Source organism: Rhizobium leucaenae USDA 9039 (genome assembly GCF_000426285.1).
Lineage (GTDB): Bacteria > Pseudomonadota > Alphaproteobacteria > Rhizobiales > Rhizobiaceae > Rhizobium > Rhizobium leucaenae.
In genome coordinates this window covers 89,656-108,493 of record NZ_AUFB01000004.1, presented here as the reverse complement: position 1 = coordinate 108,493, position 18,838 = coordinate 89,656, and the positions used below count along the sequence as shown (strand labels likewise).

The window sequence follows — 18,838 nt, the reverse complement described above, 5'->3', positions numbered from 1 at the left end:
GAGCGCGACCTTCTCCCCGCCGGGGCGAAGGTAAAGGCAATATTATCCCTCAAACAAAGTCCCCGGATAGACCGATGGATCCGGATCCGTTTCCGCGCCTTCGCCCAGCGGCTTCTGCATCAGCATCGTATCGAGCCAGCGGCCGTGCTTGTAGCCGGTGCCTTTCAACAGGCCCGTCTCCGTAAAACCGGCGGCGCGGTGGAGGGCGACGGAGGCCGGGTGGGCACCGCCAATGACGGCGATCATCTGGCGGAAGCCGAGGGTCTGGCAGGTTTCCACCAAAGCTGCCAGCAGCGCTTTGCCGACGCCGCGACCGCGCGCTTCCGGCGCGAGATAGATCGAATCCTCCACCATCCAGCGATAGGCCGGCCGCGTGCGGAACGCGGAGGCATAGGCATAGCCCAGGAAAGCGCCGTCTTCGCCTTCAGCGGCGATATAGGGGTAACCTTTGTCGCGGATCGCCTGGAAGCGGCCGGCCATCTCCTCTTCACCCGGCGGGACGATCTCATAGCTTGCGGTGCCGTTCAAAACGGAGTCGCGATAAATGGCGGTGATGAAGGGAAGGTCGGCTGATGTGGCGTTGCGAAGGCGGAAGGACATCTGCGTTTATTGCCTGATCTGCGATTCCAAGACGCAGGTATAAAGCCGCGTGTGAAGCTACAAGGCAAACAGAAAAGGCGGCCGGAGCCGCCTTTTCGAAGGTTCATTCATGTCGCAGCAATTATTTGCGGTTGCCCATGAATTGCAGCAGGAACATGAACAGGTTGATGAAGTCAAGGTAAAGCGTCAGCGCGCCCATGATCGCCTTGCGGCCAGCAACGGCAACGTCGTCGGCTTCATAGTACATTTCCTTGATCCGCTGCGTATCCCACGCGGTCAGGCCTGCGAAGATCAGCACGCCGATCGCCGAGATGGCGAACTGCAGGGCGGACGAATGCAGGAAAATGTTGACGAGCATGGCGATGATCAGGCCGAAAAGACCCATCATCATGAACGAGCCCATCGCGGACAGGTTACGCTTCGTCGTGTAGCCGAACAGCGAAAGCGCGCCGAAGGAGGCGGCGGTCACGAAGAAGGTCTGCACGACGCTCTGGCCGGTGTAGATGATGAAGATCGATGACAGCGACAGGCCCACCAACGCGGCATAGACCCAGAAGGTGGTCGTCGCGGCGGCAACGCTCATGTTATTGATCCTGAAGCTTAGGAAGAACACCATCGCCAAGGGAGCGAGGATGACGACCCAGCGCAGCGGGCTCAGATAGATCGCCTGACCGAAAGCTGTGAGCTGCCCGTCAGCGAAGGCGAGCGTGAATGCGAAGTAGGCGGCCAAACCCGTGATCGCCAGACCCAGCGCCATCAGGTTATAGACCTTGAGCATATAAGCTCGAAGGCCCTCATCTATCATCGCACCGGTCTGCGCACCGCTCTGGGGCGCCCGGTTTTGGTAATTGCGGAAGTCAGCCATGTTTTCCTCTTTCAAGCTCCGATGTGAGTAGCGTGTCGGGCACTTTGGTCCCAGGCGCCGCTGCGGAGCTCCAGCATGCCTGCACAGAATATGAGGCTTTCACGCCCTATGCACAAGGGCTAAGCGGGGGCAGCAGGGTTAAATCGGCGTAATATCGAGCAATTTCGGGGTGCTCGGTTAACGCCCAGGCAGCCTTGGCTGCGGACCGGCCTTTCCGAAAACCCATGGTGTTATGCGCTCAGAGTTCACGCAGGACCGGCGCGGCCTTCTGGCCGAGAATGCGCCAGGTGCCGATCAACCCGATCCCGACCGTCAGCAGCAGTGCGATGATGAGGGTCGAGAAAGCGACGTCGGGAAGAAAGGTCGACGGCAGGTGCATGATGCGGCTGACGATGTACCAGGCTGCAACGGAACCGGCGAGCAATGCAAAGACGGCGGTCGCTGCACCCAGCATCAGATATTCGTAGCTGAAGGCGCGGATCAGCATGGCTCGCGTCGCGCCGAGGGTCTTCAGCACGACCGCGTCATGCGTGCGTGCGCGATTTCCGGCTGCGAGCGCGCCCGCAAGAACCAGCACGGATGCGATGAGCGCCACGGACGCCGCGGCGCGGATGGCGGCGGCAAGCTGGCCGACCAGCGTGTTGACGATATCGAGCGCATCCTTGACGCGGACACTGGTGATCGTCGGATAGGTGTTCGTGACATTCTTCAGGATCGCGGCTTCCTGCGCCGACGTCGCGCTGGGGTCGGTGAGGGTTGCGAGCCAGGTATGCGGCGCGCCCTTGAAGGTATTGGGCGAAAAGATCATGACGAAATTGATGGACAGCGACTGCCACTGGATCTTGCGGAAGCTGGCGATCTTGGCCGTCAGGTTGCGGCCGAGCACGTTGACGGTCACGGTGTCGCCGAGCTTCAGCCCGAGCGCCTTGCCTTCTTCGTCGGAGAAGGAGACCAGCGGCTCGCCGCTGTAATCCTTGCCCCACCACTGCCCTTCGGTCAGGGCGGCGTTCTCCGGGATACTGTCGGCATAGGTAATGCCGCGGTCGCCGCGCAATACCCACTGGCCGGCCGGTGGCACTTTCCTCTTGCTCACATCCTCGCCATTGAAGGCGACGATGCGGCCGCGCAGCATCGGCACTTCGACGAGCTTGCCCTGCGGCGCCTGCGCCTGCACGACCTTACGGAAGCCGTCGAGCTCCGAGCCCTGGATGTCGACGAAGAAGAAGTTCGGCGCCTGTTCACTCATGCGCCCGGTGAGTTCGTGGCGCATATTGCCGTCGATGAGCGTCAAGGTTACCAGGAGTGCGAGGCCGAGACCGAGCGAGAGGACGACGGAGGCGGTGAGCGCGCCGGGCCGGTGGATGTTGCCGATCGCCAATCGCAGCGCCGGCGAATGGACGCGCGGGCTACGACGGGCAAGCCAGGACAGCAGGGCGGCGACAGCGCGCAGCACGACGAAGGCGACGGCGATCGAGATGACGAAGACGACCGCGATGAAGCGGTCATAGGCGGTGAAGATCGCAAGCGCCGAAAGTGCCGCCATCAGCAGACCGGCGGTGAGCAGGTAGGGCCAGCTTGGGAGGCGGCGGGCCTCGAAGCCTTGCTCCCGGAACAGCGCCGTCGCCGGCACTTCGCGGGCATGGCCAAGCGGCAGAATGGCAAAGGCCAGCGTCGTCAGCAGGCCGAAAAGCGCTGCCAGCGTCAGCGGACCGGGATAAAGTCGCGGCGCGGTCGAGATCGGCAGAAATTCGGCCATGAACTGCGAGGCGAGCAATGGCGTGATGGCGCCGAGCACGAGACCGACGGCGATGCCGGCCAACGCAATCAGGGCGATCTGGATCAGGTAGATCATCACCACGACCAAAGCCGGTGCGCCGAGGCATTTGAACGTGGCGATGGTGGTGCGTTTGGAATCGAGAAAGGCGCGCACGGCATTGGCGACGCCGACGCCGCCGACGATGAGCGCCGTCAGCCCGACCAGGGTCAGGAATTGCGAGAAGCGGGTGATGTTGTCGGCAAGCGCGGGCGCTGCCCGGTCGCTCGTTCGGACCGACCAGCCGGCCTGCGGGAAAGCCGTATTGGCACGGGCGGCGATGTTGTTCAGGCCGCTGGCGGGATCGTCCATGCGGATCTTGTAGACCTGCTCGACGAGACTTCCGGTCGTGATCAGGCCCGAGGCGACCAACGCGTCCCGGCTGGTAAGCAATCGCGGTGCAAAGCCAAAACCTTCCGATACCGAATCCGGCTCGGTTTTCACCGTGCCGGTGATTCGGAGCCTGGCGTTGCCGAGCAGCAGCTCGCTGCCGATCTTGAGGTTCAGTCGTTCCAGCAGCAGAGGCGCGGCGACGGCGCCATAGGTTCCGTCCTTTGCCGCGAGCAGCGTCGATAGCGGCTGATCCGGATCGGCCTCGAAGGTGCCGTAGAGCGGGTAGGCGCCGTCGACCGCCTTGACTTCGACCAGCGCCTGATCGGAACCGTCGGGCAGGCGCGCCATCGAGCGCAGGCCGGTGGATCGGGAGAGCTGGCCGAGGCTGTTGAGGTAGGCCAGTTCGCCCGGCGTCGCCTCGCGATTGTTGAGTTCGAAGCGGACGTCGCCGGCAAGCAGTGACTGACCTTGAGTCGAAATCGCGTCGGTGATCGAGCGCGAGACCGAGTTGACGGCCGCAATCGCGCCGGTGCCGAGGGCGATGCAGGCGAGGAAAATATAGAAGCCGCCGAGACCGCCGCGCAGTTCACGCAGCGCCAGGCGAAAGGCAAGCGTCAGACGCGCTCCCGCGGCAGTCATGCCATTGCCGCCTGATTGGTCCGTGCGCGGGCGCTGTCGCCCTCGATTTCGCCGGAGCGAACGTGGATCTGGCGGGAGCAGCGGGCGGCAAGCGCCGGGTCATGGGTGACGAGCAGCAGCGTTGTGCCGCGCTCGGCCTGCTCAGCGAAAAGCAGGTCGGCGATCTGCCGGCCGGTATCGGTATCGAGATTGCCTGTCGGCTCGTCGGCGATCAACAGGGCTGGTGACGGGGCAAGCGCGCGGGCGATCGCCACGCGCTGCTGTTCGCCGCCTGAAAGCTGGCCCGGATAATGGCTCAGCCGCTCGCCCAAACCCACTGCCTGCAATTCGCGTCGGGCAATGTCGAAGGCATCGCGGACATTGGCGAGCTCCAGCGGCACGGCGACATTTTCCAGCGCGGTCATGTTGGCGATGAGATGGAAGGACTGAAAGACGATGCCGATGTTGCGGCCGCGAAAATCGGCGACGCGGTCTTCGCTGAGGCTATGCAAGGGCGTGTCGCGGATCAAGAGTTCGCCGCTGTCGAGCTTTTCAAGGCCGGCCAGCACCATCAGCAAGGTCGACTTGCCGGAACCGGAGGGGCCGACGATGCCGACGGATTCGCCTTCGGCAACGGTGAGATCGATGCCTTTCAATACATGGACAGAGGCGGCAGCGTTGCCGAGCGTCAAATCCGCCTTCTTCAGCTCGATGATGGTTTTTGCCAATGCGAACGCCCTATATACGTCAGAGACCGTGGCGGGCGCGATTTGGCCCTTACGGCGAATTTAGGGAATGGATCATGGGTTTTAAAGTTGTCGCGTTTCACTTCGCTGTCATTGCTTTCGGTCTTTTGTTTGGCGCTGCGGGTGCGGCCGATGCACGGACGATCCAATTGGTCGGCCTCGGCGACAGCCTGATGGCCGGTTATCAACTGCCGCCCGGCGGTGGATTTCCCGCCAGGCTGGAGGCGGCGCTGAAAGCCAAGGGGCTGGATGTAGCGATTGCCGATGCCGGGGTATCCGGCGATACCAGCTCCGGCGGCCTGTCGCGCGTCGACTGGTCGGTGCCGGATGGAACCGACGGCGTGATCCTCGAACTCGGCGCCAACGACGCATTGCGCGGCATTCCGCCGGAACAGACGGAAAAGAACCTCGACGCCATCATCGGCCGGCTTAAGGAGCGCAACATTCCCATCCTGCTCGCCGGAATGCTGGCGCCGCCGAACATGGGTCCGGACTATGCAGCCAAGTTCAACCCGATCTACAAGCGGCTTGCCGACAAGTATCAACTGCCGCTCTATCCATTTTTTCTCGATGGCGTCGCGACGCATGCGGACTTACAATTGAACGACGGTATGCATCCGAACCCGCAGGGTATCGATGTGATGGTGCAACGCTTTCAACCCGCAGCGACGAGTTTCATTGGGACGATTGTCGCACACGCGAAATAGGAGCTTGCACCGGCTGCAATTGCATGATTCCCTGCTGTTATCTGCAAGAGATTCGGGGAGTGCTCGTTATGCCGAGACTTTTTACCGCCCTCGAAATTCCGCGCAACGCGGCCATGAGCCTTTCGTTGTTGCGCGGCGGTCTTCCCGGAGCCCGGTGGATCGACGTTGAAAATTATCACATCACTTTGCGTTTTATCGGCGATGTCGACGGTCGTACCGCCGATGAAATCGTCGAGCGACTGGACCGCATCGACCGGCCGGAATTCCAGCTCCGGCTGGAAGGCATCGGTTCCTTCGGTTCGAAGAAACCGCATTCGGTCTGGGCGGGCGTCACCCAGGCGCCCGATATGTACGCGTTGCAGGGCGAAATCGAGCGCATCTGCCAGCGCATCGGCCTGCCGCCGGACCCGCGCAAGTTCACACCGCATGTCACGCTCGCGCGGCTGAAGTCGTCGCGTGTCGATGATGTCGTGCACTATCTCTCCGGTCGCGGTAACTTCTATACCGCGCCGTTCACGGTAGGACGCTTCGTGCTGCTGTCGTCGCGCGAATCGGTCGGCGGCGGTCCCTACCTCACCGAAGAGATCTTCCCGCTTCATGAGGCTCGCAGCGCTTTTCCCGCGATGGGCAACAACGCTCTGCAGCCAGCCAAGAGCATGGTATAGACCGCTTCAAAGTCCTCATGGCCTCCATAATAGGGGTCCGGAATGTCTTTGGGGCTGCCTAGCGTGAAGGCGTTGAAGAGGTGCAGCTTGCCGAGTACATCGGTAGGCGCGATCTTGCGCAAATTCGTCAAATTGTCTTGATCCATTGCCAGGATCAGGTCGAACCGATGAAAATCGGCTGTCTCGATGCGGCGTGCGTGTTGAGCGGAAATATCGACGCCGTGGCCTGACGCCATTTGCACGGAGCGGCGGTCCGGCCTTTCGCCATGATGCCAGTCGCCGGTGCCGGCCGAATCGATCTCGAACTCGGAGCTTCGCCCAGCTTCGTTCGCAAGATGCCGGAAAATGCCTTCGGCAAGCGGGGAGCGGCAGATATTTCCGGCGCAAACAAACAGAATTCTGTGACGGGCCATAGTATCGTTCGATCGATAGAGAGGAGTGATCTTGCTATGAAATACGAGAAGCTGGAACCGGCGGCAATCGATGAAAATCTGGCTGGCCTTAGCGGCTGGACATTGGCGGCCGACCGCCTCTCGATGTCGAAGAGCTTCAAATTCCGCAATTTTATCGAAGCTTTTGGCTTCATGACCGAAGCGGCGTTGGCGGCGGAGAAGTTCAATCATCATCCCGAATGGTTCAACGTCTATTCCCGGGTCGACGTGAAACTGACGACCCATGACGCCGGCGGACTGACGGAACAGGACATCAAGCTCGCCAAGGCAATGGAAAAGGCCGCGGCCCGGCGCGCCGATTGAATCGCAGGGGCCGATCACCATATGTTTGATGCGGTCCAGAAAAGGGCTTCCGACAAGGGATGAGTGGAATGGATGACATCAAGTACGGGGAAATCCTGATGCCTGGTGACGAAGAGACACAAGAACGGCAGGAAAAGTCGGTGCGCAGCAAGTTCTGGCCGACCTTACGCAAGGCAGCACGGTATATCCCGTTTTCCCGCGATGTCGTCGCCGCTTTCTATTGCGCGCTCGATCCGCAGACGCCGACGCGCGTCCGCGGCATTCTGCTAGCGGCGCTCGGCTATTTCGTCATGCCGGTCGATATCATTCCGGATTTCTTCGCTGTTATCGGTTTTTCGGACGATGTCGCGGTGCTGACGCTCGCCTTCGGCATGATCAAAGGCCACATCCGGCAGGAGCATTACGACGCCGCCGACCGGGCCTTGGCCAACGAGCCAGAGGCCGTAAAAACGGCTTGATCCTCGTCCACTTCGCGGTGATGGGATTCCTGCCGGGTTTCCAGGCCTTTATGAGGTCTTCCTGATTTTAGAGAGGTCAAACTCTTGCCTGAATCTTTCTGTCTTAAATCGATCCCATAGGGTGGTATTCCGCCATCCGGGTTTTCCAATTCCTCCTGATGCATTTCAGGCCCGGCCCACTTGGGTTGAAACGGCACAGATCGGGGGCAATCACCGCCCCGTTGACGGTTTGGTAACCTAAATAAAGTCAAAATAGGGCAGCTCACGAGCATAGGCGTGCGTTATTTAAATCGTCTTGAGCTCTGGACCGCAAGAAATCGGCAGGAAACCATGTTTGTAAAAAGCTTCGCAATCGCCCTCTCGCTCGTTCTGGCCGGCACCGGTATCGCATCGGCGCAGCCCAAGACCAAGAAGCAGGCAGCGCCCGCCCCACAGGCGCAGGCAGCAGCACCGGCGGCTCCGACGCGCATCCAGCAGTTCGATGCCTGGGGCGCCTATTCCTACCAGTCCGGCGCCGGCAAGGTCTGCTACGTCCTTTCGGTGCCGACGGCAAAGTTGCCGGCGACCGGCATCGACCATGGCGATAACTTCTTCATCGTTTCCCAGCGTCCAGGCCAGAACATCTCCTATGAGCCGCAGGCGATGATGGGCTATCCGCTCAAGGAAAATTCAAAGGTCGACGTCGTCATCGACAATAAGACTTTCGTGATGTTCACCAAGGACAAGGCCGCTTGGGTCGAGAATGCCGCGCAGGAGCCGGCACTGGTCGCAGCGCTGAAGTCCGGCCATTCGCTGAAGGTCACCGCGACCTCGAAGAAGGGCACCGGCACCTCCTACACCTACTCGCTGAAGGGCGTCACCGCCGCGCTGAAGCAGATCGAAAGCTGCAAATAAGTTCGATGATGTCTCGATCACGTCAAAGTGATCGGCGTTTCCGTCGAAACCAAAGCGATGAGGCCGGCCTGAATGGCTGGCCTTTCGCCTTTCTTCAAGAGGGATGACGCGGCCCCAAAATAATGTTAAAGGCCGCGCCGACGAGCGGTGTATTTGCAATTTCCTGTCCCGCTACCAGATGAACCTCTGATCTCAGTGCCTTGCCCGCGCCCGCAGCTTTCCGGCTTTTGGGGCATCGCCGATATGAACCATTGGAATGATCCTATGTCCGCGATCGATGTCATGACCCCATCCAAGCTGAAGCCGGTGCCCATGTCGCAGCCGGTCGAGCTTTCGCCGAAGCCGTCGCTGATCGGCCTGACGCGAGAGGAGATGGGTGCCGCGCTTAAGGAAAAGGGCGTCGCCGACAAGCAGATCAAGATGCGCGTCAGCCAGCTTTGGAACTGGATCTATGTGCGCGGCGTCTCCGATTTCGATGCCATGGCGAATGTCTCCAAGGACATGCGCGAAATGCTGAAGACGCATTTCACCATCGCCCGGCCGGAGATCGTCGAGGAGCAGGTTTCCAACGATGGCACCCGCAAATGGCTGCTGCGCTTCCCGCCGCGGGGCGCCGGCCGGCCGGTCGAGGTGGAAACCGTCTATATTCCGGAAGAGGGCCGCGGCACGCTTTGCATTTCCAGCCAGGTCGGCTGTTCGCTCACCTGTTCCTTCTGTCACACCGGCACGCAGCGCCTCGTCCGCAATCTGACGGCGGAGGAGATCCTGTCACAGCTTCTCCTGGCGCGCGACCGGCTCGGCGATTTCCCGGATCGCGAAGCGCCGCAAGGGACGATCATGCCCGCCGAAGGCCGCAAGGTCAGCAATATCGTCATGATGGGCATGGGCGAACCACTCTATAATTTCGACAGCGTCAAGACCGCGCTGCTGATCGCTTCGGATGGCGATGGCCTGTCGCTCTCCAAGCGCCGCATCACGCTCTCCACATCCGGCGTCGTGCCCGAAATCTACCGCACCGGCGATGAGATCGGCGTCATGCTGGCAATCTCGCTGCACGCGGTACGGGATGACCTGCGCGACATGCTGGTGCCGATCAACAAAAAATATCCGCTGAAGGAGTTGATGGATGCCTGCCGCGCCTATCCCGGTCTTTCGAACGCGCGCCGCATCACTTTCGAATATGTGATGCTGAAGGGCGTCAATGACAGCCTCGAGGATGCCAAGGGATTGATCCAGCTCCTGAAGGGCATTCCCGCCAAGATCAATCTCATTCCCTTCAATCCGTGGCCGGGCACGAACTACCAGTGTTCGGACTGGGAGCAGATCGAGAAGTTTGCCGATTTCATCAATTCGGCCGGTTATGCCTCGCCGATCCGCACGCCGCGCGGGCGAGACATTCTGGCTGCTTGCGGCCAGTTGAAGTCGGAGTCGGAGCGCATGCGCAAGACCGAACGGCTGGCCTTCGAAGCCATGATGATCGCCAACCATGGCGAAGATTGATATCCGTGCTTCGCGGTTTGCGTAGGCCGATACGGCTTCTGTGGGGCTATCTCGGGGCCTGTGTTCTGATGGGCTTCGTGCTGGCTTGCGTTGCCGCCTGGACGATGCCCGGAACGGCTGCCCCCGAGCTCTTCGTGCTCACCGTTGCGCTGACCAAGCTCGCGATAATCGTCAGCGTCCTGCCATCGCTTGTCGTCATTGCGATCTTCGAATGGCGCCGCATGCGCCGCTGGTACGGTTATGCCATCTACGGCGCCATGCTGTCGGCGTCGGCATCCGTTCTGATCTCCGGGAGTGTCGAACGGCCGCAGACCCTAAATCTGATCACCATCGTCGTTTGTTTTGCTTTCCTGGGCATCGCCAGCGCCACCGTCTACTGGTGGATCGCCGGCCGGTTTGCCGGTCGCGGTCCCATACTTAGCGGGAATGGGTGAGAAAGATCTTCACGGCAAAGAGCGAAAAGACGCTCGCAAAGACATAGTCGAGGCCGCGCATGACGCCGCGGTTCTTCTGCAGCCACGTCGACAGACCGTCGGCGGCAAGCACGACGAGCGTGTTGACCGGCATGCCGATCACGATGAAGAAGAAGCCCAGAAAGAGAAGCTTTTGCGTGACTGCCGGGTCTCCCGCGGTGACGAACTGCGGCAGGAAGGTCATGAAGAAGATAATGACCTTCGGATTCAGCAGGTTGACCCAGAAACCGGTGGAGACATTGGCGAGCGGCGTACCCTTTGCCACATCAACCTTCTTGACCGACAGGCTGGACCCGAAACGGATCGCCTGGATCGCCAGCCACAGCAGATAGGCAGCACCACCGGTTTTCAACATGGTGAAGGCGAGCGGTGAGGCGGTAATCAGCGCCGAAACGCCGAAAGCCACCAGAAAGGTATGCACCACGATGCCGAAGCTGGTGCCGAGGACCACGAAGAGTGCTGCCTTCTTGCCCTGCGCCAGTGCACGGCTGATCGACAGGGTCATATCGGGGCCGGGGGTCGCCGCCAGCAGCAGGCTTGCAGCCGAGAAAGCAAGAAGGGTCGGCAGGCTGGGTATGAAGTCCATGGCATGCTCCGAAAGCCGGATAAAAGGATCAACGTTTTTATCCGGCTTTCTGTACTTTGCCAATCAGTCCTTCTTTTCCAGGAATGCCTTGAACTTGTCGGCGTAATCGGGATGCCAGCGCGACAGCGGCGGGCGGTTTTCGATGATATCACCTGCGGCCCAGAGCATGCGGCGCTCGTCCGTCGGCCGCGCAACGTCATTGTCCGGGCAGAGAATGTAGAAGTCGCCGCGCTCGATGCTCTCGACCATGAAATCGACCGTCTGCTCCGCTGTCCAGGCGCCCGCCGGCTTTTCCTTGCGGTCGCCCTTGGTCAAGCCGGTGAAAACGAAGCCGGGGATGAGGAGATGCGCGGAAATCTTTGAGCCCGCAGTGTTGCGCAGCTCATGCTGCAGCGCCTCGGTGAAGACCTTCACGCCGGCTTTGGAAACATTGTAAGCGGGGTTGCCGGGCGGCGTGGTGATGCCCTGCTTCGAGCCGGTGTTGATGATCAGGCCAGGCTCGCCATGGGCCAGCATACCGGGTCCGAAGACGCGCGTACCATTGATGACCCCCAGCAGATTGACGCCGAGAATATTGTCCCAGCCGGCCTGCGCGCCGAAAATCGAAGTTTCCGGGCCGATGCCGGCATTGTTCATCAGTACGTGCACCCGACCGAAACGCTGCAGGACGGCGCGTTCGAGAGCTTCGAGGGACTCCTTCCGGGCAACGTCGGTTTCGACAGCCATGATCTGGTCTTCGTCGGCGATTGCTGCGAGTTCGGCGCGTGCATCGGCCAGCCGATCGCCGCCGAGATCGGCGATGGCGACGCTCATGCCGAGACTTGCGAAATATTTGGCCGCGGCAAGGCCGATGCCGGAGGCGCCGCCGGTGATGACGGCAACATTGGCTTTCTTGAAAATCTCTTGAATGTCCGTCACGAGCGGCGCCCTCCCTAGGCATTGTTTGGTCGCCGCCGAATATGGTATTTTCCGTAATCAAGTCAAACCGACCGGAGGTCGCGCCTGTGACAAAGCATGTGTCCGTAGAGATCGACGAGCAGATGGAAGCATTCATCGGCGAGCAGATCAGCCATGGCCACTACGGTTCGCCGAGCGAGGTCATCGACGCCGCGCTGAAGCTATTGCGCAGCCGAGCGGAAATAGCAGCCATTGCGGCCGCTATTGCTGAAGGCGAGGCTTCGGGAGAGCCGGAGGAGTTTGACTTCGACGGATTTATCGAAGGAAAGCGAAAGTTGCGCAATCAGCGATGAAGAATTTGGTCTTCTTGCCCAAGGCAGCGTCCGACATCGATCAAATCTACGACTATACCGAGGAAAAATGGGGTTATGAGCAGGCGGAGGATTATGTCTTCGCTCTGCGTGATCGCTGTCATGCTTTGGCAAAGGGTATCGCGCGCGGCCGTAAGGTCGGTAGTATCAAACCCTCTCGCTTTGGCCTCCGGCTCACACTTCATTATCTACAAAGACGCCGCTCAGACGATTACGATCGTTCGCATCCTTCATCAGCGGATGAATATTGGCGCACATCTCTGACGTTGTTCTGCAACGGTCTCCACCGCGCTTCCCCTTGCGCCTCGCGATAATCTCGCTAAAAGTGCCGCGACAAAGGGTTTGCGGGCGTCTCCGCGGGCTCGCATTGAAACGGACCTCATCACCATGGCATCACATAAGAACGTGAAGAAAGTCGTCCTCGCCTATTCCGGCGGTCTCGACACCTCGATTATCCTGAAGTGGCTGCAGACGGAGCTTGGCGCAGAAGTCGTCACCTTCACCGCGGATCTCGGCCAGGGCGAAGAGCTGGAGCCGGCGCGCAAGAAGGCCGAGATGCTCGGCATCAAGGAAATCTATATCGAGGATGTACGCGAAGAATTCGTGCGCGATTTCGTATTCCCGATGTTCCGCGCCAATGCCGTTTATGAAGGCGTCTACCTGCTCGGCACCTCGATTGCCCGGCCGCTGATCTCCAAACACCTCATCGAGATCGCCAAGAAGACCGGCGCCGATGCGATTGCCCATGGCGCGACCGGCAAGGGCAACGACCAGGTCCGTTTCGAATTGTCAGCCTATGCGTTGAATCCGGACATCAAGATTATCGCGCCGTGGCGCGACTGGTCGTTCAAGAGCCGTACCGACCTGCTCGAATTCGCCGAAAAGCACCAGATTCCGGTTGCCAAGGATAAGAAGGGCGAGGCGCCGTTCTCCGTCGATGCCAACCTGCTGCACTCCTCCTCCGAGGGCAAGGTTCTGGAAGATCCATCGCAGGAAGCGCCGGAATATGTGCACATGCGCACGATTTCGCCGGAGGCCGCTCCCGACCAGGCGACGATCATCAAGGTCGGCTTCGAAAAGGGCGATGCCGTTTCGATCAACGGTGAGCGTATGAGCCCGGCAACGCTGCTCTCTACGCTCAATAATTACGGCCGTGACAACGGTATCGGTCGCCTCGACCTTGTCGAGAATCGCTATGTCGGCATGAAGTCGCGCGGCGTCTACGAAACACCCGGCGGTACGATCCTGCTCGCCGCCCACCGCGCCATCGAATCCATTACGCTCGATCGGGGTGCCGCTCACCTCAAGGATGAGTTGATGCCGCGTTACGCCGAGCTGATCTATTACGGCTTCTGGTTCTCGCCGGAGCGCGAAATGCTGCAGGCCCTGATCGACAAGAGCCAGGAGCATGTGGAAGGCGAAGTGACGTTGAAGCTCTACAAGGGCAATGTCATGGTTATCGGCCGCGAAAGCCCGAAGTCGCTCTATTCCGACAAGCTCGTCACTTTCGAAGACGACCAGGGCGCCTACGACCAGAAGGATGCGGCAGGCTTCATCAAGCTCAACGCGCTGCGTCTGCGTACGCTCGGCAAGCGCAATCTGTCGAAGTAATCAGCTTCGCGATGAAATACGAACCCGCTTCCGATTGTCGGAGGCGGGTTTTTATTTTTGGATAAAAAACGGCCGGATTACTCGGCAGCCCTCAATTCGCGTTCCATCTCTGCCGGCAGCTCCGCATTCTGCAGATTGCTGCGGAATGCACGGAGCGCATGATGGAGCTCATCCTGCAGGCCGTGATCGAAGCCCTGCATCGCGTCCTTTTCCACCGCGTAGATCTCGCAACCGATCTGCTTCAGCTTGGCGCCGGCCGCCTCAGACAGCACGATGCGCTTGGCGCGGCGGTCAAGTGGATCGGGCTGACGCTCGATCAGGCCGCGGGCCTGCAACTTGTCGAGAAAGGCGCTGACCGTCATCGGCTCCAACCCCATTCGCGTGGCAATATCGAGTTGACGGCTGCCATTGACGGCGGCGACCTGAATCAGCGTGCGCGCTTCACCCGCGGTCAAACCCAATCCCGCGACCATGATGCGCCGTTCAAAGGCCGCTCGCATCAATCGCGCGCAATCCGCCACCAGAAAGGCAAGCGAATCCGTATCTATCCTGCTGCTCATAAGCGCTTCCCTACTTACGCTCTGTTTTTAGGCCCCGATCAATCTTTAGTGATTTCGCCCCCCAAATTCAACGGATTCTTCCTGTTTCAAGGGACTTGTTTAGCTTGACCCGATTCGACGCGTGGTTAATCTGTGCCGATCACCAGCGGGAACTTCCAATATGACGCAATCACTTATCGTCGGCGCCTTTTTGGCGGCGCTGTTCTATGTGCTCATTCCCGGACCGGCTTTCCTGGCGCTGCTCGGCATCGGCGCGGGGCAGGGGCGGAAGGCTGGCGCCTTCTTCGTAAGCGGTCATTTGGTCGGGGACATCATTTGGTCTTCGCTCGCGCTGATTGCGATCATCGGCGCGAAAACTATCGGCACCGTCGTATTCGACGTGCTCGGCTTGCTCTGCGGTTTCTATCTTGCCTGGATCGGCTGGAATGCCTTCACCGCCAAGCCGAAGAGGGATGGCAAGGCCCTGCTGACTGTCGACCGCCCCTTCCGCCGTGGCCTGATCTTCGGTGTCACCAATCCGAAAGGATATCCGGTGGCGCTGGCAACGTTTACAGCGCTGGTGGCGGGGTCGGCGGGCGCATTGACGTTCAGTGCGCTGCCACTGCTGCTCACCGTTTCTTTCGTCGGCTTCGTCACGGCCGACATTATTCTCATCGGCGTTATCGGCGCAGGCGCCGTCCGGCGTTTCTACCGTGCGCATGAGCGGCTGATCGTGCGCTGCTCCGGCGTGTTGTTCATGGGCTTTGCGGCGCAGGCATTGTGGCATGCGACGCCCGGCCTGCTCGGCTGGCGCAAGGCCTGACCGTTCCTCTTTTTTGTTCCACCCTCGCCATACCAATTTGGCGCGGAGGGTCTTATATCGTGCTTCGATCAGATGCCTGCCGAAAGGATGCCTTGCATGTCCTCCCAAACCGCCGTCAACCCAGCGCTCGTCGAATGGACCGGACATCAGGGATTGCCGCGCTTCGATGCCGTGAAAGACGTCGACTTTGCGCCTGCCTTTGACGCAGCGCTTGCGGCCCATGACGCGGAAATCGATGCGATCGCCGACAATGGTGAAGCGCCGTCTTTTGCCAACACCGTTACCGCGCTCGAAATCGCCGGTGACGAGCTGTCGCGCGTTTCCGCTCTATTTTGGAATCGGGCTGGGGCGCATACCAACGAGGTGATCCAGACCCTGGAGCGGGAGATCGCGCCGAAAATGTCGCGGCACTATTCGAAGATCGGCATGAATGCCGCGCTTTTTGCCCGCATCGATGCACTTTGGGAAGCGCGTGAGGACCTTGGCCTGACGATGGAAGAGACCCGCGTGCTGGAACGGCATTGGAAGGGTTTTGTAAAGTCGGGCGCCAAGCTGGCGAAGGCAGAGCAGGAACGGCTCGCCGAAATCAACGAGACGCTGGCGGGGCTCGGCGCGCAGTTCGGACAGAATGTTCTTGCCGACGAAAAGGGCTGGGCACTGATCCTCTCCGAAGAGCCCGATCTTGCCGGCCTTCCTGATTTCCTGAGGGACGCGATGACTGCGGCGGCGCGCGAGCGCGGCGAAGAGGGCAAATTTGCCGTCACTCTGTCGCGCTCGATCATCGAGCCGTTTTTGGCTTCGTCCGAGCGTCGGGATCTGCGCGAGCAGGCGTTCAAAGCATGGGTGGCACGCGGCGCGAACGGCGGCGAGACGGATAATCGCAAGATCATCAAGGAGACGCTGGCGCTGAGAGCCGAGAAGGCCGAATTGCTCGGCTACGGCAACTATACCGAATTGAAGCTCGACAACACCATGGCCAAGACTCCGGAGGCCGTGAACCAACTGCTGAAGACGGTCTGGGCGAAGGCGGTGGAGCGTGCTCGCGAGGAAGAGGCTGACATCGCCGCGCTGATCGCTGAAGAAGGCCGCAATCATGAGGTCATGCCTTGGGATTGGCGGCATTATGCGGAAAAGATCAGGACACGGAAGTTCGATTTCTCCGAGACGGAGCTGAAGCCCTATCTGCAGCTCGAAAAGATCATCGCCGCCTGCTTCGATGTTGCCGGCCGGCTTTTCGGCATTCGCGCCGTCGAGCAGAAGGGCGTTCCCACCTATCATCCCGACGTGCGGGTCTTCGAGATCCGCGATCGCTCGGACAAACTAGTGGCGCTGTTCCTCGGCGATTATTTCGCCCGCAGCTCCAAGCGTTCCGGCGCGTGGATGAGCTCGTTTCAGTCGCAGCACAAATTGCCGCTGAAGAATGGTCACGTCGGCGAACTGCCGATCATCTATAATGTCTGCAATTTCGCCAAGCCCGCTGAAGGCAAGCCGGCGCTGCTGTCGCTCGATGATGCCCGCACGCTGTTCCATGAATTCGGCCATGCACTGCACGGCATGCTCTCCAACGTCACCTATCCTTCGGTGTCCGGCACCGGCGTTTCCCGCGATTTCGTCGAGCTGCCGTCGCAGCTATATGAACACTGGCTGACCGTGCCGGCGATCCTCAGGGAATATGCCGTCCATTACGAGACCGGCGCGCCGATGCCGCAGGCTTTGCTCGACAAGGTTCTTGCCGCCCGCACCTTCAATGCCGGCTTCAACACAGTGGAATTCACCTCCTCGGCGCTCGTCGATATGGCTTTTCACACGCGTGGCGCCGTCGAGGACCCGATGGTGGTGCAGGCCGAAGTGCTTTCGGATATCGGCATGCCGAATTCGATCGTCATGCGCCACGCCACCCCGCACTTCCAGCACGTGTTTTCCGGCGACGGCTATTCGGCGGGCTATTACTCCTACATGTGGTCGGAAGTGCTGGATGCCGATGCCTTCGCCGCCTTCGAGGAAACCGGTGATGCCTTCGATCCGGATATGGCCGGAAAGCTGAAGGACAACATTTATTCCGTCGGCGGCTCGATCGACCCGGAAGATGCCTACAAGGCCTTCCGCGGCAAGTTGCCGAGCCCGGATGCAATGCTGAAGAAGAAGGGGCTGGCGGCCTGATCTTTGCGTTGGGTACGCAGCGAAGCTCAGTCGCCAAGGTCAACTTTGGCGGCCGATGTGTGCGGCAGTGTCTGATCGGATTGATTTGGCCAGGTAAATCAGGACCTGCGCGAGAGCAGAGCTAACAGTTCACTCAATTGATCGGCTTGGATGTCGTCCAGCTTGTCACCCAGATGGCGTTGAAGCGCTGAGGCATAAACAGTCCACATGTCGCTCCGCATGGCAATTCCTGCCTCGGTGATAACCGCCCAGCGGCCCCGGCCATCCTCCGAAAATACCTCACGGTGAACAAAACCAGCCTTTTCCATGCGGTCAAGAAGGCGAGACAGATTGTGTTGGGCTAGGAGCGTGCGCTCCTCGATCTCGTAGGGACGCAGTCTGCCGTCTGTCGCCCGCGTCAATTCCAGCAGCACGTCATACCAGCCGAGCGGCGGCAGGCCGGCTGCTTTCAAGTCCTGCTCGATCGCCGCAAGGACGATTTGCTGAGTGCGCATGAGGCGCACCCATGCTCGCGTGATGGCTGGGGAGGGCTGCGGGGATTCGAAATCTGAATTATCGGACATAGATGCAATTACATTTATATTGACCAATTTGGCAAGCATGCATATAGATGCAATTACATCTATATCCGTGGAGATATTTCCATGCTCCATTCGCTTGGACTAGGTAATAGGAGATTTCATGTTCGACGCGAAGTTGATCCTCGTCAGCCACCATCTTTGCCCCTACGTTCAGCGGGCTGTCATCACGCTTACCGAGAAGGCGGTGCCGTTCGAGCTCCGCTATGTCGATCTGTCGGCAAAGCCTGATTGGTTTCTCGCCATTTCTCCGCTCGGCAAGGTGCCTCTTCTGATCGTGAGGCAGGGCGACGGCACAGAAACAGTGTTGTTCGAGAGCGCAGTGATCTGCGAATATCTCGAGGAAACCCAATCGGGCGCCAAGCTCCATCCGGCTGATCCTCTGGCTCGTGCCCGGCATCGCGGCTGGATCGAGTTTGGCTCCTCCGTCCTTTCGGATTTATGGGGTTTTGAGACCGCTAAAGATGAAGCGACCTATGAGGTTAAGCGCAAGGCGCTCATCGACAAGTTCGGTCGTGTTGAGACCGAATTGAACGACGGACCATTTTTCGCTGGCGGAGCCTTCAGCCTAGTCGATGCGGTCTTCGCACCGATCTTCCGTTATTTTGACGTGTTCGACACCATCATGCCGACCGGCATATTCGATACGCTGCCGCGTGTCACGGCATGGCGTGCAGAATTGGCATCACGGCAAAGCGTGCGAAATGCGGTGACGCACGACTATCCCGACCGCCTCAAAGTCTTCCTGGTGGATCATGATGCGTGGCTGCTGAAGCTCGGTGCCTAAGGATTAGCGGAATCGGGACTAAGGCGATTGCGCACAGACAGGTTTAACGTGCTCCTGAC

General features: G+C 60.0%; 22 protein-coding genes. 13 read left to right on the top strand and 9 right to left on the bottom strand.

The features are described 5' to 3' along the window. Positions 1 to 42: 42 nt before the first annotated feature. From K290_RS0107550 to K290_RS0107535, 4 genes are all read right to left on the bottom strand, one after another. Positions 43 to 600 (bottom strand): GNAT family N-acetyltransferase, encoded by a 558-nt coding sequence (locus tag K290_RS0107550; protein WP_028751337.1) that lies wholly within the window; start codon positions 598 to 600, stop codon positions 43 to 45. 121 nt (positions 601 to 721) lie between these two features. Continuing rightward, entirely contained in the window at positions 722 to 1,465 is a 744-nt protein-coding gene (locus tag K290_RS0107545) for a Bax inhibitor-1/YccA family protein (RefSeq protein WP_028751336.1), read from the bottom strand. Between the two features lie 238 nt (positions 1,466 to 1,703). Then, a complete protein-coding gene (locus K290_RS0107540) occupies positions 1,704 to 4,250 on the bottom strand; it encodes an ABC transporter permease (protein WP_028751335.1) in 2,547 nt (848 codons plus the stop codon). Next, entirely contained in the window at positions 4,247 to 4,957 is a 711-nt protein-coding gene (locus K290_RS0107535; RefSeq protein WP_028751334.1) for an ABC transporter ATP-binding protein, read from the bottom strand. Before K290_RS0107535 ends, K290_RS0107540 begins: the two co-directional genes overlap by 4 nt. Before the next feature lie 74 nt (positions 4,958 to 5,031). Between K290_RS0107535 and K290_RS0107530 the strand changes: the two genes are divergently transcribed. Both K290_RS0107530 and thpR read left to right on the top strand, forming a co-directional pair. Then, positions 5,032 to 5,682: an arylesterase gene (locus K290_RS0107530; RefSeq protein WP_028751333.1), complete on the top strand. Its 651-nt coding sequence runs from the start codon at positions 5,032 to 5,034 to the stop codon at positions 5,680 to 5,682. 68 nt (positions 5,683 to 5,750) lie between these two features. Beyond that, entirely contained in the window at positions 5,751 to 6,347 is a 597-nt protein-coding gene (thpR, locus tag K290_RS0107525; protein ID WP_028751332.1) for an RNA 2',3'-cyclic phosphodiesterase, read from the top strand. Here the strand turns inward: thpR and K290_RS0107520 are convergent. Next, the gene (locus K290_RS0107520) at positions 6,278 to 6,760 is read right to left on the bottom strand and encodes a low molecular weight protein-tyrosine-phosphatase (protein ID WP_028751331.1); all 483 of its coding nucleotides are present in this window, start codon (positions 6,758 to 6,760) and stop codon (positions 6,278 to 6,280) included. The two genes, thpR and K290_RS0107520, sit on opposite strands and share 70 nt — an antisense overlap. A gap of 36 nt (positions 6,761 to 6,796) precedes the next feature. Here K290_RS0107520 and K290_RS0107515 point away from each other — a divergent pair, with 36 nt between their 5' ends. The 5 genes from K290_RS0107515 to K290_RS0107495 all read left to right on the top strand — a co-directional run bounded on the left by K290_RS0107515 (position 6,797) and on the right by K290_RS0107495 (position 10,388). Beyond that, positions 6,797 to 7,102, top strand: coding sequence for a 4a-hydroxytetrahydrobiopterin dehydratase (locus K290_RS0107515; RefSeq protein WP_028751330.1), 306 nt, complete (start codon positions 6,797 to 6,799; stop codon positions 7,100 to 7,102). A gap of 68 nt (positions 7,103 to 7,170) precedes the next feature. Beyond that, positions 7,171 to 7,560 (top strand): YkvA family protein, encoded by a 390-nt coding sequence (locus K290_RS0107510; RefSeq protein ID WP_028751329.1) that lies wholly within the window; start codon positions 7,171 to 7,173, stop codon positions 7,558 to 7,560. 330 nt (positions 7,561 to 7,890) lie between these two features. Beyond that, positions 7,891 to 8,454 (top strand): invasion associated locus B family protein, encoded by a 564-nt coding sequence (locus K290_RS0107505; protein WP_028751328.1) that lies wholly within the window; start codon positions 7,891 to 7,893, stop codon positions 8,452 to 8,454. A 264-nt stretch (positions 8,455 to 8,718) separates the two neighbouring features. Further along, positions 8,719 to 9,954, top strand: coding sequence for a dual-specificity RNA methyltransferase RlmN (rlmN, locus tag K290_RS0107500; protein ID WP_028751327.1), 1,236 nt, complete (start codon positions 8,719 to 8,721; stop codon positions 9,952 to 9,954). Positions 9,955 to 9,959: 5 nt separating this feature from the next. Next, positions 9,960 to 10,388: a hypothetical protein gene (locus K290_RS0107495; protein ID WP_028751326.1), complete on the top strand. Its 429-nt coding sequence runs from the start codon at positions 9,960 to 9,962 to the stop codon at positions 10,386 to 10,388. Here the strand turns inward: K290_RS0107495 and K290_RS0107490 are convergent. Next, entirely contained in the window at positions 10,372 to 11,013 is a 642-nt protein-coding gene (locus K290_RS0107490) for a LysE family translocator (RefSeq protein ID WP_028751325.1), read from the bottom strand. The two genes, K290_RS0107495 and K290_RS0107490, sit on opposite strands and share 17 nt — an antisense overlap. A gap of 63 nt (positions 11,014 to 11,076) precedes the next feature. Continuing rightward, positions 11,077 to 11,931, bottom strand: a complete 855-nt coding sequence (locus K290_RS0107485; protein ID WP_028751324.1) for an SDR family NAD(P)-dependent oxidoreductase — start codon at positions 11,929 to 11,931, stop codon at positions 11,077 to 11,079. An 86-nt stretch (positions 11,932 to 12,017) separates the two neighbouring features. Between K290_RS0107485 and K290_RS0107480 the strand changes: the two genes are divergently transcribed. From K290_RS0107480 to K290_RS0107470, 3 genes are all read left to right on the top strand, one after another. Continuing rightward, entirely contained in the window at positions 12,018 to 12,263 is a 246-nt protein-coding gene (locus K290_RS0107480) for a type II toxin-antitoxin system ParD family antitoxin (protein ID WP_028751323.1), read from the top strand. Then, positions 12,260 to 12,595, top strand: coding sequence for a type II toxin-antitoxin system RelE/ParE family toxin (locus K290_RS33900; RefSeq protein ID WP_037135095.1), 336 nt, complete (start codon positions 12,260 to 12,262; stop codon positions 12,593 to 12,595). The genes K290_RS0107480 and K290_RS33900 overlap by 4 nt, the downstream gene beginning before the upstream one ends. Before the next feature lie 73 nt (positions 12,596 to 12,668). Next, the gene (locus K290_RS0107470) at positions 12,669 to 13,892 is read left to right on the top strand and encodes an argininosuccinate synthase (protein ID WP_028751322.1); all 1,224 of its coding nucleotides are present in this window, start codon (positions 12,669 to 12,671) and stop codon (positions 13,890 to 13,892) included. A 77-nt stretch (positions 13,893 to 13,969) separates the two neighbouring features. Here K290_RS0107470 and K290_RS0107465 read toward each other — a convergent pair whose 3' ends face one another. Further along, the gene (locus K290_RS0107465; RefSeq protein ID WP_028751321.1) at positions 13,970 to 14,452 is read right to left on the bottom strand and encodes a MarR family winged helix-turn-helix transcriptional regulator; all 483 of its coding nucleotides are present in this window, start codon (positions 14,450 to 14,452) and stop codon (positions 13,970 to 13,972) included. 160 nt (positions 14,453 to 14,612) lie between these two features. Between K290_RS0107465 and K290_RS0107460 the strand changes: the two genes are divergently transcribed. Both K290_RS0107460 and K290_RS0107455 read left to right on the top strand, forming a co-directional pair. Further along, entirely contained in the window at positions 14,613 to 15,254 is a 642-nt protein-coding gene (locus K290_RS0107460) for a LysE family translocator (RefSeq protein WP_028751320.1), read from the top strand. A gap of 96 nt (positions 15,255 to 15,350) precedes the next feature. Further along, positions 15,351 to 17,414 (top strand): M3 family metallopeptidase, encoded by a 2,064-nt coding sequence (locus tag K290_RS0107455; protein WP_028751319.1) that lies wholly within the window; start codon positions 15,351 to 15,353, stop codon positions 17,412 to 17,414. 98 nt (positions 17,415 to 17,512) lie between these two features. On the opposite strand, the gene K290_RS0107450 is transcribed toward K290_RS0107455, so the two are convergent. Next, the gene (locus K290_RS0107450; protein WP_425337583.1) at positions 17,513 to 18,016 is read right to left on the bottom strand and encodes a MarR family winged helix-turn-helix transcriptional regulator; all 504 of its coding nucleotides are present in this window, start codon (positions 18,014 to 18,016) and stop codon (positions 17,513 to 17,515) included. 79 nt (positions 18,017 to 18,095) lie between these two features. Here K290_RS0107450 and K290_RS0107445 point away from each other — a divergent pair, with 79 nt between their 5' ends. Next, a complete protein-coding gene (locus tag K290_RS0107445) occupies positions 18,096 to 18,779 on the top strand; it encodes a glutathione S-transferase family protein (RefSeq protein ID WP_028751317.1) in 684 nt (227 codons plus the stop codon). Positions 18,780 to 18,838: the final 59 nt, after the last annotated feature.

What these genes read in the sequence shown, in the direction of transcription:
- K290_RS0107550 (WP_028751337.1), bottom strand. Translation starts at nt 600, where the DNA reads ATGTCCTTCCGCCTTCGCAACGCCACATCAGCCGACCTTCCCTTCATC.
- K290_RS0107545 (WP_028751336.1), bottom strand. Translation starts at nt 1,465, where the DNA reads ATGGCTGACTTCCGCAATTACCAAAACCGGGCGCCCCAGAGCGGTGCG.
- K290_RS0107540 (WP_028751335.1), bottom strand. Translation starts at nt 4,250, where the DNA reads ATGACTGCCGCGGGAGCGCGTCTGACGCTTGCCTTTCGCCTGGCGCTG.
- K290_RS0107530 (WP_028751333.1), top strand. Translation starts at nt 5,032, where the DNA reads ATGGGTTTTAAAGTTGTCGCGTTTCACTTCGCTGTCATTGCTTTCGGT.
- thpR (WP_028751332.1), top strand. Translation starts at nt 5,751, where the DNA reads ATGCCGAGACTTTTTACCGCCCTCGAAATTCCGCGCAACGCGGCCATG.
- K290_RS0107520 (WP_028751331.1), bottom strand. Translation starts at nt 6,760, where the DNA reads ATGGCCCGTCACAGAATTCTGTTTGTTTGCGCCGGAAATATCTGCCGC.
- K290_RS0107515 (WP_028751330.1), top strand. Translation starts at nt 6,797, where the DNA reads ATGAAATACGAGAAGCTGGAACCGGCGGCAATCGATGAAAATCTGGCT.
- K290_RS0107510 (WP_028751329.1), top strand. Translation starts at nt 7,171, where the DNA reads ATGGATGACATCAAGTACGGGGAAATCCTGATGCCTGGTGACGAAGAG.
- K290_RS0107505 (WP_028751328.1), top strand. Translation starts at nt 7,891, where the DNA reads ATGTTTGTAAAAAGCTTCGCAATCGCCCTCTCGCTCGTTCTGGCCGGC.
- rlmN (WP_028751327.1), top strand. Translation starts at nt 8,719, where the DNA reads ATGTCCGCGATCGATGTCATGACCCCATCCAAGCTGAAGCCGGTGCCC.
- K290_RS0107490 (WP_028751325.1), bottom strand. Translation starts at nt 11,013, where the DNA reads ATGGACTTCATACCCAGCCTGCCGACCCTTCTTGCTTTCTCGGCTGCA.
- K290_RS33900 (WP_037135095.1), top strand. Translation starts at nt 12,260, where the DNA reads ATGAAGAATTTGGTCTTCTTGCCCAAGGCAGCGTCCGACATCGATCAA.
- K290_RS0107470 (WP_028751322.1), top strand. Translation starts at nt 12,669, where the DNA reads ATGGCATCACATAAGAACGTGAAGAAAGTCGTCCTCGCCTATTCCGGC.
- K290_RS0107465 (WP_028751321.1), bottom strand. Translation starts at nt 14,452, where the DNA reads ATGAGCAGCAGGATAGATACGGATTCGCTTGCCTTTCTGGTGGCGGAT.
- K290_RS0107460 (WP_028751320.1), top strand. Translation starts at nt 14,613, where the DNA reads ATGACGCAATCACTTATCGTCGGCGCCTTTTTGGCGGCGCTGTTCTAT.
- K290_RS0107455 (WP_028751319.1), top strand. Translation starts at nt 15,351, where the DNA reads ATGTCCTCCCAAACCGCCGTCAACCCAGCGCTCGTCGAATGGACCGGA.
- K290_RS0107450 (WP_425337583.1), bottom strand. Translation starts at nt 18,016, where the DNA reads ATGCTTGCCAAATTGGTCAATATAAATGTAATTGCATCTATGTCCGAT.
- K290_RS0107445 (WP_028751317.1), top strand. Translation starts at nt 18,096, where the DNA reads ATGTTCGACGCGAAGTTGATCCTCGTCAGCCACCATCTTTGCCCCTAC.